This is a genomic window from Actinomadura spongiicola (genome assembly GCF_003432485.1).
Lineage (GTDB): Bacteria > Actinomycetota > Actinomycetes > Streptosporangiales > Streptosporangiaceae > Spirillospora > Spirillospora spongiicola.
Window position 1 is genome coordinate 78,038 of sequence record NZ_QVNQ01000008.1, and the last position, 15,342, is coordinate 93,379.

Consider the following 15,342-nt stretch of genomic DNA (forward strand, 5'->3'; position numbering starts at 1 on the left):
TGAGCCTAATCATAGTGTGAAATTCAACTATGGCGTGGACCAAAGAGGCGCGCCGCGCAAGAATCCCTCCGCCCCGTCCGCCACGCCGCCCGAACCCCGCGGGCGCGGGCGATGCGGACGCCTCGAACGTCCCCCATCGTTCGTGCCGCGCAGGTCTGGCCGTCGCGTACGCTTCAGTCAAATAGCCGATCACTGAGGTGTGGAGACGATCGCCGCAGGCGCTGAACGCGCGGCGCCCGCCGGACTCCCCGGCCCCGGCGCGGACGCCGCGACACCATTCCCGCTCCGGCGGTCCCACCGGACCCGCCGGATCCGCCTGACCCGCTGGACCATTTTCGGGGCACTGCTCACCGCCGCCGTGGTCACGCTGCTGCTGACCGGCGGCCCGCTCCGCTCGACGATCAGTGGCGCGGCGGCGGCGTTCACCCGGATGCGCTGGGCGTTCCTGCCCGCGCTGATCCTGCTGTCGGCGCTGCACTTCGTGTTCTCCGCGATCGCTTTGCGCGCCGCGTCCGGACGGCCGATCCCGCTGTACGAGACGACGCTGACGCAGCTGACCGCCGCGGCCGCCAACCGCGTCACGCCGGGCGGGCTCGGCGCCGTCGCCGTCAACACCCGCTACCTCGTCTGCCGGGGTCTGCCGCTCCCCCGGGCCGCGATCGCCGTCACCGTCTTCCAGGTGGCGGGCGTTCTCGCGGACCTGCTGCTGCTCGCCGCCGTCTTCGGCCTCGGCGGCGGCGACGGCCGCGTCCTGGACGCGCTGGGCAGCCACGCCGTCGCGGCCGCGGGACTCGTCCCGCCCGTCCCGGTCCTCGTCGTGGGCGGTGTGCTGCTGCCCGCCGCCGCGCTGTGGGCCCGGCGCGCCGCCCGCGCCACCCCGGCGGGCCGCTCCCCGCTCGGACGGGCCGCGCTGGAACGGGCCGCGGCCGGCCTCGCCGACCTGTGCCGCCGCCCGCGCGACCTGGCGGTCACCCTCGCCGGGTCCGCCGCGACCACGCTGGCGCTCGGCCTGGGGTTCGCGCTCTCCGTTCTCGCCGTGCCCGGAACGGGCGCGGGCCCGACCGACGTGCTCGCGCTCGTCACCGCCTACCTGGTCGGCGCGGCGGCGGGCTCGGCGATCCCGACGCCCGGCGGCGTCGGGACCACCGAGGCGGCGCTGGTGGCCGCGCTCGCCGCGCTCGGCGTCGCGGCCGGCCCGGCCCTGCACGCGGTGCTGCTCTTCCGGGCCATCACGTTCTGGGCGCCCGTCCCCCTGGGCGTGCTGGCCTGTCGTACGCTCCGCCGGTGAGCGCCTTTACGTTGTAGATCAGGTTTAGGCGTCCTGCTTCACGGCGGCGCGGGCGGAAGCGGTCAGGGCGGGCAGGTAGCCGAGCCGATGGCCACGCGCGGTCGGGTGGTAGGACGACTCGAACGGGATCGTGACGGCGTTGAGCCAGTCGTCGCCTGAGCACAGCTCGTGGCCGGAGAACTCGTCCCGCACGTCGGACCAGGTGAAGCCGGCGCGGCTCACGGCCTTGGCGGTCACCCCGGCCAGCGTGTCGGCGGCGTGGTTGAGGGCGGTGCGTTTGGCCTTGCTCAGCCCCACGCACACGTCGACGATCTGGTAGAGGCGGGGATAGCCGAGCACCACGACGCGGGCGGACGGCGCCCTGTCGCGGATCTTGGAGTACACCGATTCGAGCCGTCCCGGCAAAGTGTTCTTCATGTAGGTCTCGGCCTGCGCCACCCGGCTCTGGCAGGTCGAGGTCGACTTCAGCACGCAGGTCTGCATGACGTCGGCGAACCCGGCGTCGTTGCCGCCCACCGAGATGCTGACCAGCGTCGTGGACGAGCTCAGCGCGCCGAGCTGGCCGCTGATGACGGTCTCGGTCGTCGCGCCGGAGCAGGCGACGAACTTGAACGACGCGGTCTCATGCGCCGCCGCCCACAGCTTCGGATAGGCGTTGGTGCTGCGCGTGCACGACCCGCTGGCCGGGTCGTAGCTTCCGGCCCCCGTGCCGGACGAGTAGGAGTCTCCTAGAGCGACATAGCTGGTCGCGGCCGCGGAGGCGGACGCGGGCCAGAGCAGGGATCCGGCGGCGAGTGTCGCCACACCGAAGGCGACCAGGCTGGGGCGGAGAGGGCGCATCTGCACTCCGGGGCGAGGTATCGAATTGTAACGTCGGCATCATACCCTCGCGGCAATTCCCCGAAGCTTACGATCTGATCAACATCATTTGTCACTATTCGCCCTTGAGATCTGGACATCTCAGGACATTTCCGAGGCTCCTCGTGAAAGTGACCACCATTCAACGATCATTACCGATACTCTCCCCCGACGAAATTCCGTCCCGCGGCCTTCCCTGCCGCGCGGTCACGCCTTGCCGCCGACGGGGGCGGCGGGAACCGGGTCGGCGGTGGCGGGCTCGTCGGCCGGGGTGCCGCCCCTAAGGATCAGCATGGCGCGGTCGCGGTCGAACACGCCCTCCCATTTGCTGACGACGATGCTGGCCAGCATCTGGCCGCAGAGGCTCACGATGCCGCGCATCATCGACAGGAACCGGTCGACACCGAAGATGAGCATGATCCCGGCGATCGGGATGACGCCCGTGGTGGAGAGGCTGGCGGCGAGCAGCACGAAGCCCGCCCCGGCGATGCCCGCGCCGCCCTTGGACGTGATGAGGAAGACCGCGAGCAGGCCGAGCTGCTGCCAGAACGACATGCCGATGTCGAAGGCCTGCGCGATGTAGAGCCCGGCGAACCCCATGTAGAGGCAGACGCCGTCGGAATTGAACGCGTACCCGGACGGGACGACCAGCCCGACGATGGGCCGGGGGCAGCCGAGCCTCTCCAGCTTCTCGATGAGCTGCGGCATGACCGCCTCGTAGTTGGCGGTGCCGAGCGTGATGAGCAGCTCGTCCTTGAAGTAGCGGTAGAGGGGGAGGATGCGGATGCCGCAGAGCCTCGCGACGGCGCCGAGCACGAGCAGGCAGAACACGATCCCGGTGGCCCAGAACAGGCCGACGAAGGCGCCGAGGCTGGTCAGCGTCTTGGTGCCGAACTTGCCGGTCGTGTAGGCCATCGCGCCGAACGCGCCGACCGGGGCCAGATACATGATCAGCCGAACGATGCCGAAGACGGCCTCGCCGACCCGCTCCACGCCGCGGGCGATGGGGGCGCCGCGCTCGCCCATCATCTTCAGGGCGATGGCGAACAGCACGGACACCAGGAGGATCTGCAGGACGTTCCCGTCCACGAAGGCGCTGACCACGCTCTCCGGGATGATGTTGACGAGGAAGTCGTACCAGTGCTGGTTCTCCCCGTCGGCGGCGTACTCGCTCGCCTTGCCGGTGAGCTTGATCGCGTCGGGGTCGGCGTGCACGCCGTCGCCGGGGCGCAGCACGTTCATCACCACCAGGCCCATGATCAGCGCGATGGTGGTGATGATCTCGAAGTAGACCAGGGCCTTGACGCCGACGCGGCCCATGCCCGCCAGGGCGCCGGCGGAGGCGATCCCGGTGACGATCGTGCAGAAGATCACCGGGCCGACGAGCATCCGGATCAGCGAGATGAAGCCGTCGCCGAGCGGCTGCATGGACGCCCCGGCGTCCGGCGCGACCAACCCGAGCAGGGCGCCGAGCGCGAGGGCGATCAGTACCGTCAGCCAGAGCTTCGTGGTGAAGGCGGTCCGCAGTGCGGACGTGGCCCTGGACATCGCTCCACCTCTGTTCGTCAGTCGCACAAGTGTACGCCGGTTAGAAGGCGAGTGTGACCGACGGGCAGATCGAGGTCAAGAGTCCGACGAGCCAGAGCCGTCAGGCTTGGTCTCGTCGAAGAACTACGCCGAGGGCCTGTTTCGACGTGCCCTCAGCCCGCACGCGAACGCGTAACTGCCCGACGCAGCGAAGCCGAAGGCGAGCGAAACCGGGCAGATCGCGAAGCGATGCGCGTTCGCCCCAGGAACGGTCACGTAGCGAGCCGCCAGGCGAGCGAAGTGGGCCGGTCCTGCCCCTAGCTCGACGGGACGAAGTCGATGTCCCGGGAGATGGCGTCGGCCGCCTGGACGACCAGCGGGACGAAGCGCTCGTACAGGTCGGCGACCGAGACGCGGCCCGCGTTGGCCGACACGTTGATGGCGGCGATCACGGCGCCCGACCCGTCCCGGACCGGCGCCGCGGCCGAGCGGACCCCCTCCTCGCGTTCGCCGTCCACCACCGCGTAACCCTGTTCGCGGACGCGGTCGAGCTCCGCCGCCAGCGCGGCCGGGTCGGTGATGGTGTGCGGGGTGAGCTGGTCGAGCCGCATCGTGCGGACGCGGTCGCGCAGCCGGTCCGGGGGCAGCGCGGCCAGCAGGACCCGCCCCATGGACGTCGGGTGGGCCGGCAGCCGCGAACCCACGTTCAGCACGATCGACATGCTGCGCTTGGCGGGCACGCGGGCGACGTAGACGATCTCCTCGCCGTCCAGGGTGGCCGCCGAGCACGACTCCCGCGCCTCCTCCGCCAGCCGGCGCATGTGCGGCTGGGCGCGCTCCCAGATCGGCAGCGAGGCGAGGTATCCGTAGCCGAGGCGCAGGACGCGCGGCAGGAGCCGGAACCGGCGGTCGTCCACCTCCGCGAACCCGAGCCGGACGCAGGTCAGCAGGATGCGCCGGGCGGTCGCCCGGGACAGGCCGGTGAGCTCCGCCGCCTCGCTCACGGTCAGCGTCGGATGGTCCGCCGAGAAGGCCTCCAGCACGCGGAACGCCTTCTCGACCGAGTCGATCACATCCGGGTCCTGCCTTGACATTCCTGAACTCCCGACTCCAATGTTATCTACCGACGCACGAACGTTCGTCAGTAGAACGGATTCCGTGGACAACCCTAGTCTCCGGCATCCGGAACGGTCCCCGGGATCCGGGGACCCGCCGAGCGAGGGAAGGCCCGACCGTGCCCGAAGACGAGCCCGAAGACGAGCCGCTGGGCGGGACCGAGGGTCTGCTCTACGTCCTGTCCCAGCCGCGGATCGGCGACGAGGCCGCGTTCCACGACTGGTACGACGACGAGCACGGCCCCGCGCGGCTCGCCCTGCCGGGCGTCCACCGGGGTCACCGGTACCGCGCCGTCGACGGCCAGGCCCCGTCCTGGCTCGCATGGTACGACCTTGACCTGGGCGTTCTCCAGACTCCCGGGTACCGGCGGCTGCGCGAGCGGCGCAGCGCGCGGGAGACCGCCGTCATGTCCGCGCTGGAGGTCCTCGACCGCCGGATCTACGAGCTGGTGGACGACCACGGCACGCCCGCCGCCACGCCGCCCCCGCTCGTGCTGGCCCGCGGGATGACCGTCGAGCCCGCGCGGGAGTCCGGGTTCCACTCCTGGTACACCGAGGAGCACATCCCTGCCCTGCACGCGCTGCCCGGCTGGCGCCGGACCCGGCGGTACGCTCTCGTCGACGGCGACGCGCCCCGCTTCCTCGCCCTCCACGAGATCGACGACCCGGGCGTCTTCGACGGCGACGCCTACCGGGCCGCCACGAACACGCCGTGGCGAACCGAGGTCATGCGCACCGTCACGGCCGAGGAACGCCGCGCCTTCGCCTACCACAACAGCTTCCGGACCGGCGGCGCCCCCGCCGGCGCCCGCTGACCGACCACCTTCTCTCGGGGGAGACACATGCCTGCCCGCGTCGACGCGTTCCGGCCCGCCGACCTGACCGCCGAACAGCGCGCGCTGTACGACCGGCTCCTCGACAGCGCCCGCGCGACCACGAACCGCCCGTTCCCGATCGCCGACGAGGAGGGACGGCTGCGCGGCCCGTTCAACGGGATGCTGCTCAGCCCGGAACTCGGCAACGCGTTGCAGGAGCTCGGCACCGCCGTCCGCTTCGGGACGGGCTTCACCCAGAGACAGAAGGAGCTGGCGATCCTCGCGGTCGCGGCGCACGAACGCTCCGAGTACGAGTGGGCCGTCCACAGCCACGCGGCGCTGCACGCCGGGATCACCGAGGACCAGCTCGCCGCGATCCGCGCGGGCGCCGACTGCGGCCTCGACGACCCGGTGGAGATCACCGTCCTCGCCACGGCCCGGGAACTGGCCGCCAGCGGCGACCTCACCGACGACGGCTTCACCGCGGCGACCGACGTCCTCGGCCTCGCCCGCCTGTACGAGCTGGTGACGCTCGTCGGCTACTACCGGCTCGTCGCGGACCAGCTCCGCGTCCTCCGCGTCACCGACTGAACGGCTACCATCTGCGCAATGAGGATCCGGTTCGCCGCCGCGGCGGCGCGAGCCTGGAGGCGGCTCGGCGGGCGGACGCAGTGGCGCCTCGCCCGGCTCCGGCACCGGACCTTCCTGGTGTACGCGGGCGGGATCGTCCGCGACGACGACGGCCGGATCCTGCTGCTACGGCACCGGCTCTGGCCCGCGTACCGGGCGTGGGGCCTGCCCGGCGGCTACGTCGAGGCCGGTGAGCGGCTGGAGGACGGCGTCGCCCGGGAGGTGCGGGAGGAGACGTCCCTGGAGGTGAAGGTCGGCGGCCCCCCGGCGGCGGTCGCCAGCGGTTTCCGGCACCGGATCGAGACGTACTACGAGGCCCGCGTGACCGGCGGGCGCCTCGACCTGGACGCGGCGGAGATCCTCGAAGCCCGCTGGTACGCGCTGGACGACCTGCCGGACGAGATGTCCCCGCGCCTGCGAGCGCTGATCCTCTCCCTGACGCCCCCGTCCTGACCTCCGCCCCGCCCGCCGGGACGGACGATCGCGTTACGGCTGCTCTCCCGGCACCGGCTCCGAGGGTTCCCCACCGGGCTCGGTGTCGGACGGCGGCTCCCCGGGCCCCGGCGGCTCCTCGCTCGGAGGTGACGGCGGTTCCGTGCGCGTGTCTCCGTCGGACGGCGCCTCACCAGGCGACGAGGGATCCGGAACCTCGTCCGGCGGGGAACTCGGCGGCTCGCTCGGCAGGGGGCTCGGCTCCTCACTCGGCGGCTCGCTCGGCGACGGCCAGTACATCCAGGGCTCACAGTCGATGCCGTCACGGTCACGGTCGAGGTACCAGTAGTACTCGGGGTCCACGCCCCTGACGTAGGGGCCGTAGCCGCGAGCGTTGGCCTGCGCGCACGTGGCAAAGCGCGGGTCGAGACCGTCCTCCGGGCGGGGGTCCGGAGACTCCTCCCCGGGCTGAGGCGGAGGTGGCGTCCGCGGCGGAGGTGGCGGCGTCGGCGGAGCCGAGGTGGGCGGCACGGTCGTCCCCGGTCGCCCGGCCTGTTCAGGTTCGTCCGAACCCGTTCCGCACGAGACGAGCGCTCCGAGCAGGACGGCCACGGCCAGAACGGCGAGGACCGCCGTAAACCAGCGGTGTGCGACACGGTCGGCAAGAGAACGGGATGGTTCCGGCATGGTACGTGGCTCCCTCGTGGAACCCGCCGCACCATGACACCCAGTTCACAGCAAACCTTCGGATACCAACAGAAGGAACACGTCTCCCGGAGGCGAATATCTCGCCAAATGCCGCACTTGACCTGAAGATGAGTTGAGGTTCCATGCTGGGGCCATGTTCCTCACCGACATCGAGCGCGACTACCTCGCCACCCAACGCCTGGCCCGGCTCGCCACGGTCGGCCCGAAGGGCGACCCGCAGAACAACCCGGTCGGGTACACCTACAACGCCGACATCGGCGCCTTCGACATCCGGGGCTGGAACCTCACGAAGTCCCGCAAGTACCGCAACATCGCCGGCAACGAGCAGGTGGCCCTCGTCATCGACGACCTGGCCTCGGTCCAGCCCTGGCACGTCCGCGGCATCGAGATCCGCGGCCGCGCCGAGACGCTCGTGGAGGACCCCGGGCCGGGCTCCCCGTTCGGCCCGGACCTGATCCGCGTCCACCCGCACACCATCTTCACCTGGGGTCTCGACCCCGCCGTCGAGGGCATGAGCAAGCGCACCGCCGCCTGACCTCCCGGCCCCGGACGGTCAGGACTTGCGGCCCACGCCCGCGTAGGCCGGGATCCGGCCGCCGTACCCGGGAGCCTCCTCGACCGGCGCGCCGCGCCGTTCGTCGAGTCGCACCACGGTGGAGCCGTCCGGGGCCGGCTGGTCGGGGCGCCAGTCGGTCAGCCACGACAGCCCCGGACTCACCAGGTCGTACCCCTTGAACAGTTCCTGGATCCGCTCGTGCGACCGCAGGTGGACGGGGCTGGCGGTGCGGCGGTAGACCTCCTTGGCCCGCTCGGTCTCCTCCGGGACGGCCTTCTCCAGCAGGTCCCCGGTCAGATGCGAGACGACCAGGTGACTTCCCGGGGCGGTGGCGTCGCGGTACCGCGCGACGAGGCTCGGGGGATCGTCGGAGTCGGCGACGAAATGCAGGATCGACACCATCATCACCGCGATCGGACGGTCGAAGTCCAGGAGCGCCCGGGTCGTCTCGTGACGCAGGACGGCGTCCGGACATCGCAGATCCCCCTCGACGACGCCGACCTGGCGCGGGTTCCGGATCAGCGCGCGGCCGTGCGCGCAGACCGTCGGGTCCCAGTCGACGTAGACGACACGGGCGTCCGGGTTTACCGACAACGCCACCTCGTGCACATTGCTCTGGGTGGGGAGCCCCGCGCCGATGTCGAGGAACTGCGTGACTCCCGCCTCCCCCACCAGATACCGGACGGCGCGCATGAGAAACGCCCGGTTGGCGCGCGCCCCGATCCGCGATCCCGGCATCGCCGCGATGACCTTCTCCGCGGCCTCCCGGTCGGCGGCGTAGTTGTCCTTTCCGCCCAGGTAGTAGTCGTACATCCGGGCGACGTTGGGGACCGCGGTGTCGACGCCCGACGGCGGAGTGGGCCCTGCTTCCCCCATGGCCGAGACCTTTCGTCCGAACTGGTCGACCGACAGAAATCAACACATCATGACAGAGATGGTAAAGCGGTGACACGGCCGTTTCCGGATGCGGCCGACCCCTACCGGCTCGCCCGGCGGTTCGTGTACTCGCGGACGAGGACGTCGACCGGCAGGGACGGCCAGCGGCTGAGCGCCCCGGTGTGCCGGTCGACGATCAGCAGTGGGGCGGGGTCGTCGTGGGGGCCGTCGGCGGCGCGGGCGATGAACCCGTCCGCGAACTCCTCGATGATCACCGGGACGGGCACGGCGCCGCGACCGAAGTGGGCGTCGGCGCGGCGCCACGCCTCGGCGCGGTCGACGGTCCCCGGGTGGACGGTGTAGGCGGCAAGAACGTCGGCGACGCCGTGCAGAGTGCGGCAGTGGCGGGTGCCGCAGCCGCGGCAGACCTGTCCCCCGTGCGGGTCGTCGCCGGGCCGGTGCGCGGAGAGCACGCAGGTGAGCGCGGCCGTGCCGGCGAGCACGAGACGCCGGGACCCGGCGACGAACTCGCGGCTGTAGGGGTCGAGGTCTCCGGTTCGGGCGAGTGCCGCTTCGATGGCGTGGACGTCGGCGCGCATCGCGGCGGTCATGGCGGCGTGGACGCGTCGGTGGACCTGATGGTGGACCTGCTGGTGCGTCCAGGCGGCGGGTTCGCTCACGCGGCCCAGCTCCCCGCGAAGACGGCGGTGACGGTGCGGCCCTGGTCGTTGCCGTACCAGCCCCAGCTCGCCGCGGTGTGGGAGACGGTGCGCAACCCGCGCCCGGACTCAGCGAGCTCGGCGGCGTCGAGCACGGCGGGCTCGCCGGGCCCGCCCTGGTCGGCCACCGACACGGCGACGCGTCCGCCGTCCCTGACGATCTCGACGACGAAGAAGCCGCCGTCCTGCCCGGACTTGGTGTGGCACAGGGCGTTGACGACGAGTTCGTCGGCGGCGAGCAGCACGTCGTCGAGGTAGGGACAGTCGGCCAGCAGGCAGCCGACGAACCGGCGGACGGCACGGGCCTGCTCGACCACGCCGGGGAAGGACCGCCGCCAGCACAGCGGCGCGGACTGCGTTGCCGGATGCATCGTCAGGGACATCAGAACACCTCGGGTCGTGACGGACATCTGTTGCGGATCGTTCGGGTCACCCCAGGTCCGCGCATCGATCGTCACAGGATGTTGCCTCCCGTGCACGAAGAATTCGCACACCTGGGCCCCGGCCGGAGGATTGGTACGGACGGCCGTCAGACTCTCGAATTTCACCTGTACAAATTTCGTCCTCCCGAATGGCGCAGGTCCTCTTATCTCCCCTATTCACCGACCGCGGCCAGATTCGGGGAGTACGCGGAGAGAATGCTGCCGACCCACGTCGAAACGGATCGGGCGGGAGCATGATGTACAGAAATTCGGAAGAACCACCCCCTTGGCTGCGAAAGGAGCAAACCAGATGCCCGGTGAGCCTGGCCCAGCGGGCATGGATCGAGGAGTGGTTGAACTGGTGCGTCCACGAGTTCGGCCTGGCGCCGATCGTGCGCGGCCCCGTCCTGCCGACCTCGGGCTTCCTGCCCCACGGGTACGCGGGAACGCCCACGCAGATCGCGGACCTGGTGGCCGGAGTGTGCGAGGTGATGGCGATCGTCGCGTCCGAACTCACCCTGGAACTCTTCGACCGGGCGAACGAAGGCGGGTCGGCGGAACGAAGGACGGAACGCGTCGTCGGGCATTACCGGGTCAAGGACGGTCAGACGATCATCGGCCTGGACCGTACGGAGGCCGCGGACGCGAGGTACCTCACAGCGATCATCGCGCACGAGATGTCCCATGTCCGGCTTCTCGGTGAGGGCCGCGTCGACCCCGACCGCAAGGATGGCGAGCGGCTTACCGACCTGCTCACCGTGTTCTTCGGCTTCGGGATCTTCACCACGAACGCCGCGTTCCGGTTCGGCGCGGCCGCCCGGGGCTGGTCCGTGCGACCCCTCGGCCACCTGGACGACCGTATGCTCAACGCGGCCCGCAACGATGGCGCCGCACGGCTCGGCTATCTCACCCAGCGGGAGTTCGGCTACGCGCTGGCCTGCTACGCCTGGCTGCGGCACGAGCCCGACCCGTCCTGGGCGGTCCACCTGAACCCGGGCCCCCGCGAGTACCTCCGGCAGAGCCTGGCCTTCATGGCGAGCGAGAGCGTCCCCGGCGTGCTTCCCACCCGCCGGACCGGTTACGGCCATTCGTCGATCCGCGTCGAACCCAAGACCGACCGTCCACGCCACCGACCCGCCCGCGGCGCGCACCCCCCGGACGCACAGGACAACCGCACGGACTGACCACGGACGGCGCGCGGAGTCCGTGGTCCGGTCATGGCAGGAAGGCCACGGCCCGGCGCGCCGGGCCGTACGAACTTTACGAACTTTACGAACACAGCCTCACCTTCGACGACGACCGTGATAAGAATGGCAAAGCCCCCGACCACCGCACCCGCCGGAGTATGCGGCGCTCCCGATCGTGATTCGGTTCGTGTGCGCACGCTGCTCAGCGCGGTACCGAAGCGAAAGAGATCCCGGTCAATGGACTATTCGCTGGTTGAGATTCGCTATAACAACATCATGGCGTTGCGCCACTTCCTGCTGGACGGGCCCTCGGCGTGGCAGCCCCTCCACGGTGAGTTCCGCAAGGACGACGAGACGGCGGCCGGGTACGTGTCCCTGCTCCTCGGGGCGTTCAGCGTCGCGGTGCGCCGAAGGTTCCCGCCGAACTGCGACGCGGCCGAGATCATGCGCTTCGTCACGGAGCTGCGAATCAGCCACCAGGACGAACCGGGCCTGATCAACCCACTGGTGGCCGAGGACGTGATCCGCCATACCGTCGACGCCTCGCCACTGGACGACGACGGCTCGCAGGACCTGACGACCGTCCTGGGCATCAAGGCCCACATCCTGCTCTACCTCGTCGCCGAGGCCGGTTTCTCCGACGCCGAACTGGACCGGTTCATCGACGATGTCGTGGCCTACACCGGCAACTGGCTCGCCGCACGGCGCGCCGAGATGATCACGCAGCCGTGAGCGGGGCCGCGAACGGGGAACGGCCGACCGATCCGCTCTTCGGGCCCCGCGACGCCCTGGGCCGGCGTCCGGGATGAGCGCGGTCAGCGTACGGCGGCGGCGTCCACCACGGCGATGCGGTGTGCGAGCCGCTCGACCTGGGCGCGGAGCCCGTCCGGGGACGACGAAAGGTCCAGCGCGGTCTCCGCGACCCGAAGACCGTCGGTGCCGGTGATGACATGGGTGTGCGTCTCGGCTTTCGAGGCGTACACCAGATAGCCACGGTGGAGCCTCATCGCCGTGCAGTAGGCCAGAACCTGGTACAGGTCGCCTTGGGGCGTGTCCCCGGTCTTGTACTTCGCGTCGACGACGGTCGAGGGGCGCCCGTCGGCGGTGTTGACGACGAGGTCGGGTCGGAGAGGTACCCGGCGTGCGCGGTCCAGATGGTGACGCTTGTCCTGGAGTTTCACCGTGCCCCCGTACGGACGGAGCGCTTCGGCGAGGGCGACGCAGACGAAGTCCTCGAAGACCCGCCACATCTCCAGCATCAGCCCGTCCACCCGGACGGTGGTGCCGTCGTCGAGTTCATAGGACGCTCCGCGCAGGACGAGGGCCGCCAACCCGAGCGCGGTCTGATACCGGGTGTTGAGCCGGGACGGGCTCCAGGCGGGCGGCGGGCGGCCGGGGACGAGCCGTTCCACCCCGTCCAGCCGCAGCAACAGGTGTCGGAGAAGCCCACGGGTGGCCGCGGGGACGTCCGGCAGGACGAGGAGCCTGTGCGCGGCGGCGAGCAGCAGCCGGTTCTCGGGGATGTCGGTGGTGTAGTCGTCGTAGCGCACCTCGACCGGAGCGGGGAACCCGTGGCGCCGCCGGAGCTGGTCGGCCACGCGGATGCGTCCACGCACGACGGGCAGGGCCTCCTCCGTCTCGCGGTAGCCGAGCAGTACGCCTTGCCGCAGGGCCCGTTCGGCGGCCCGCGCGAACGCGTGCGCGAGGGCGGGCAGCAGGTCGGGCCGCCCTTCGGCGTCCACCTCCTCCTGCCGCCACCCGCGAACGCCGCGGGCGTGGCCGAGCAGGAAGAGGAGCCGATCAATGGGCGTCTTGGGCTCGACGCGGATCTCGACCGGATCACCCGCGGGACCGGCCCTCGCGGCGCCGACGAGGCCGTTGTCGCGGACCCGCCACAGCCCGGGGCGCGGCCCCGGCGCGACGCGCGCCAGCCCGGCTGCGGACAGGGCGGTGACCTGCTCCGGTGTGAGCTCGTGCTCGGTCCAGGGACCGTTCTCCCGGAGCTGGACGACGGTCACGTCAGCCGCCTGCGCAGTGCGTCCAGTCCGTACCGCGCGGGGACGTCGGTGCCGTCACCGTAGTGGTGTTCCGCCAACAGCGGGAGGATCTGGGTTCGCCAGATTCGTTCCAGCCCGGCCTCGGTGGCCGCGCTGTTCCGCATCAGGTAGGACGGGCCGATTCTGAAGTCGCGGTCTTCGATGCGGCTGTTGAGCTCGGCGAGCAGCCGCGCGGGCTCGTCCGGCATCTCCTCCCGGTGGAGCCACCGGGCGAGCATCTCCCGGACGGGCGGCGCGTCGGGGTGGAGCTCGGTGAACCAGAACCGTCGCCGCATGGCGGTGTCGACGAGGGCGATGGACCGGTCGGCGGTGTTCATCGTGCCGATGATGATGACGTTGCGCGGCAGGGAGAAGCCGTGGTCGTCGGCGGCGCCGTACAGGACGTTGACCCGGTCGTCCCGGTACTCCAGCAGGAAGTACAGCTCACCGAAGATCTTCGCGAGGTTGCCGCGGTTGATCTCGTCGATGATCAGCACGTAGGGCCGTCCCGGGTGGGCGAGGGCGGCGGCCACAAGCCTGCGGAACGGCCCGCGCACCAGGTCGAACGAGACGGTGCCGTCGTCGGCCTTGGCGGGCCGGTAGCCCTCGAAGAAGTCCTCGTAGGAGTAGGCGGGGTGGAACTGGACGAGTTGGACGCACTCCGGTCGGCCGAAGGTCAGGTGGCGGGCGAGGTGCCGCGCCAGGTAGGTCTTCCCCGTGCCGGGCGGGCCGTAGAGGATGAGCTGGGGCCGTTCGCGGAGCAGTTCGACGCATTCCTGGAGCCAGCCCTGGTCGACCAGGAGGTCATGGGCGAGTTCGACGGTGACATCGGGGAGCCGCATCGTCCGTTCGGGGACGTCGACGGGCTCGCCCAGCAGTTTCTCGAGTTCCGGTAAGAACCCGGTCAGTTCGACGACGGAGAGGTCCGGGTTGCCGACCAGGACGGAGAACTCGTCGGGAAGGTCGTCGTAGTCGACGGGCCGGTCGGCGTCGTGCCATTTCACGGGGCGTTGCAGGTTGGCGTGCTCCCCCACGCTGCTGACGAAGGTCGGGATTCCGTCGATCGTCCCGAGGTGGACGTTGCTGCCGTCGTTGGTGACGACGATGTCGTGTTCTCTCATCCGGGAGAGAAAGGCGTGGAATTCGGCGGTCCGCTGCGTCTTCTCCTCCGTGCCCGCGCCGGAATAGTCCTCCCGGACCGCGTCCGCGACCTCCTCGCGGGACGCTCCCGCCGGTAGATCGCGGAGCCGGGACGCGGCCAGCGAGCACACGCCTTCGGGGAGCCACAGGTCCCTGATCAGGTCACCGCCGGGGACGATGGACGCCCGGATCAGCCACGCGCGGCGCGTCCGCTCGCCACCGCCGGCCGGTCCGAGTCGCGCGGCGAGCTCGGATGCCGGTATCCGACGCTGCGCGTCGGCGCGACCGTCCGGGGCCAGGACCCCGTCGTCGGCGAGCAGGTCGAGCCAGTCCTCACGTTCGGCCTCGGTGAGGTGCGCCTCCCCCGGCAGGCCACCATCGTCGGTGAGCAGCCTGTGCCAGCCTTCGGACCGGTCTCCCAGGAGCAGTCCGACAAGCGCGCGGGACTCGACACCGACCTCGGACGCGATGTCCGTGAGGGGGGTCCACCGCCCTTCTGGCAGCGCCTCGGCCAGCGCCGTCGCGCGCTGGAAACGGTCCCTGTGCCGTCCCAGTAGTCGTACGCGCGCCCCAACGCCGCGTAGAAGGCCGAAGCGTCCGAGTGTTCCTCGATCGCTCGGCGCCCCAGACCGGTCGAAAACCACTTCCGCCGACTCTTGTGCAGCCACCCCGCCTTGACAAGCCCGATACTCGCGAACTGGAGAGCGAGATAGGAGGAGTCGTACCAGGCATCACCTCCGATCTGCCGCCAGCGGGCTTCGAGGTCGGGAATCGTCCCCAGCAAACGATCATGCAGTTCGCGGTAGCGAATGCCCGTCGGCGCCGTGGCGGGGGCATCGCCGATCAGGAGCCGCACGGCGCCGAAGACCATCTCCGCGGTGATCTCGTTCCGACTCGTCACGGGATCGAGGTTGACAGAACCGAGCATGACATTCCAGCCATCAGGCAATGTCGACCCGTTTGCCCAACTATGTATCGATATATCCCTCCATACCGAGTTGCCCGCCGACGCGCGCGCCTGTTGGTGAAGGAG

16 protein-coding genes are annotated in these 15,342 nt (G+C 70.7%); 7 read left to right on the forward strand and 9 right to left on the reverse strand.

Annotation, left to right across the window (positions count from 1 at the left end):
• The first annotated feature begins 199 nt into the window (after window positions 1–199).
• The gene (locus D0T12_RS24545) at window positions 200–1,288 is read left to right on the forward strand and encodes a lysylphosphatidylglycerol synthase transmembrane domain-containing protein (RefSeq protein WP_117402049.1); all 1,089 of its coding nucleotides are present in this window, start codon (window positions 200–202) and stop codon (window positions 1,286–1,288) included.
• A gap of 24 nt (window positions 1,289–1,312) precedes the next feature.
• Here the strand turns inward: D0T12_RS24545 and D0T12_RS24550 are convergent, their stop codons facing one another.
• The 3 genes from D0T12_RS24550 to D0T12_RS24560 form a co-directional block, all read right to left on the reverse strand.
• Entirely contained in the window at window positions 1,313–2,128 is an 816-nt protein-coding gene (locus tag D0T12_RS24550) for an SGNH/GDSL hydrolase family protein (RefSeq protein WP_117402462.1), read from the reverse strand.
• 225 nt (window positions 2,129–2,353) lie between these two features.
• A complete protein-coding gene (locus tag D0T12_RS24555; protein WP_117402050.1) occupies window positions 2,354–3,694 on the reverse strand; it encodes a cation:dicarboxylate symporter family transporter in 1,341 nt (446 codons plus the stop codon).
• Between the two features lie 296 nt (window positions 3,695–3,990).
• Window positions 3,991–4,767 carry an IclR family transcriptional regulator domain-containing protein gene (locus tag D0T12_RS24560; RefSeq protein WP_117402051.1) on the reverse strand — a complete coding sequence of 259 codons (777 nt, stop codon included), beginning with the start codon at window positions 4,765–4,767 and terminating at the stop codon, window positions 3,991–3,993.
• A 140-nt stretch (window positions 4,768–4,907) separates the two neighbouring features.
• Between D0T12_RS24560 and D0T12_RS24565 the strand changes: the two genes are divergently transcribed.
• The 3 genes from D0T12_RS24565 to D0T12_RS24575 are packed head-to-tail and all read left to right on the forward strand — an operon-like array spanning window position 4,908 to window position 6,686.
• A complete protein-coding gene (locus D0T12_RS24565) occupies window positions 4,908–5,603 on the forward strand; it encodes a DUF4286 family protein (protein ID WP_117402052.1) in 696 nt (231 codons plus the stop codon).
• Window positions 5,604–5,630: 27 nt separating this feature from the next.
• Entirely contained in the window at window positions 5,631–6,194 is a 564-nt protein-coding gene (locus D0T12_RS24570; protein WP_117402053.1) for a carboxymuconolactone decarboxylase family protein, read from the forward strand.
• 18 nt (window positions 6,195–6,212) lie between these two features.
• The gene (locus D0T12_RS24575; protein WP_117402054.1) at window positions 6,213–6,686 is read left to right on the forward strand and encodes an NUDIX hydrolase; all 474 of its coding nucleotides are present in this window, start codon (window positions 6,213–6,215) and stop codon (window positions 6,684–6,686) included.
• A gap of 33 nt (window positions 6,687–6,719) precedes the next feature.
• Here D0T12_RS24575 and D0T12_RS35975 read toward each other — a convergent pair whose 3' ends face one another.
• The gene (locus D0T12_RS35975) at window positions 6,720–7,352 is read right to left on the reverse strand and encodes an excalibur calcium-binding domain-containing protein (protein WP_199487678.1); all 633 of its coding nucleotides are present in this window, start codon (window positions 7,350–7,352) and stop codon (window positions 6,720–6,722) included.
• Between the two features lie 154 nt (window positions 7,353–7,506).
• Between D0T12_RS35975 and D0T12_RS24585 the strand changes: the two genes are divergently transcribed.
• Window positions 7,507–7,908 carry a PPOX class F420-dependent oxidoreductase gene (locus D0T12_RS24585; protein WP_117402055.1) on the forward strand — a complete coding sequence of 134 codons (402 nt, stop codon included), beginning with the start codon at window positions 7,507–7,509 and terminating at the stop codon, window positions 7,906–7,908.
• Window positions 7,909–7,926: 18 nt separating this feature from the next.
• On the opposite strand, the gene D0T12_RS24590 is transcribed toward D0T12_RS24585, so the two are convergent.
• The 3 genes from D0T12_RS24590 to D0T12_RS24600 form a co-directional block, all read right to left on the reverse strand.
• A complete protein-coding gene (locus D0T12_RS24590) occupies window positions 7,927–8,805 on the reverse strand; it encodes an SAM-dependent methyltransferase (RefSeq protein WP_117402056.1) in 879 nt (292 codons plus the stop codon).
• 101 nt (window positions 8,806–8,906) lie between these two features.
• On the reverse strand, window positions 8,907–9,485 hold the full coding sequence (locus D0T12_RS24595) for a hypothetical protein (RefSeq protein WP_117402057.1): 579 nt from the start codon (window positions 9,483–9,485) through the stop codon (window positions 8,907–8,909).
• Entirely contained in the window at window positions 9,482–9,907 is a 426-nt protein-coding gene (locus tag D0T12_RS24600) for an ATP-binding protein (RefSeq protein WP_117402463.1), read from the reverse strand. The genes D0T12_RS24595 and D0T12_RS24600 overlap by 4 nt, the downstream gene beginning before the upstream one ends.
• A 356-nt stretch (window positions 9,908–10,263) precedes the next feature.
• On the opposite strand from D0T12_RS24600, the gene D0T12_RS24605 reads away from it, so the two are divergent.
• Window positions 10,264–11,130 (forward strand): hypothetical protein, encoded by an 867-nt coding sequence (locus D0T12_RS24605; protein ID WP_117402058.1) that lies wholly within the window; start codon window positions 10,264–10,266, stop codon window positions 11,128–11,130.
• Between the two features lie 279 nt (window positions 11,131–11,409).
• A complete protein-coding gene (locus D0T12_RS24610) occupies window positions 11,410–11,865 on the forward strand; it encodes a hypothetical protein (protein WP_147339620.1) in 456 nt (151 codons plus the stop codon).
• An 83-nt stretch (window positions 11,866–11,948) separates the two neighbouring features.
• Here the strand turns inward: D0T12_RS24610 and D0T12_RS24615 are convergent, their stop codons facing one another.
• Both D0T12_RS24615 and D0T12_RS24620 read right to left on the reverse strand, forming a co-directional pair.
• Window positions 11,949–13,151, reverse strand: a complete 1,203-nt coding sequence (locus D0T12_RS24615) for an McrC family protein (RefSeq protein ID WP_117402060.1) — start codon at window positions 13,149–13,151, stop codon at window positions 11,949–11,951.
• Window positions 13,148–14,953, reverse strand: a complete 1,806-nt coding sequence (locus D0T12_RS24620) for an McrB family protein (RefSeq protein WP_117402061.1) — start codon at window positions 14,951–14,953, stop codon at window positions 13,148–13,150. The genes D0T12_RS24615 and D0T12_RS24620 overlap by 4 nt, the downstream gene beginning before the upstream one ends.
• Window positions 14,954–15,342 lie beyond the last annotated feature (389 nt).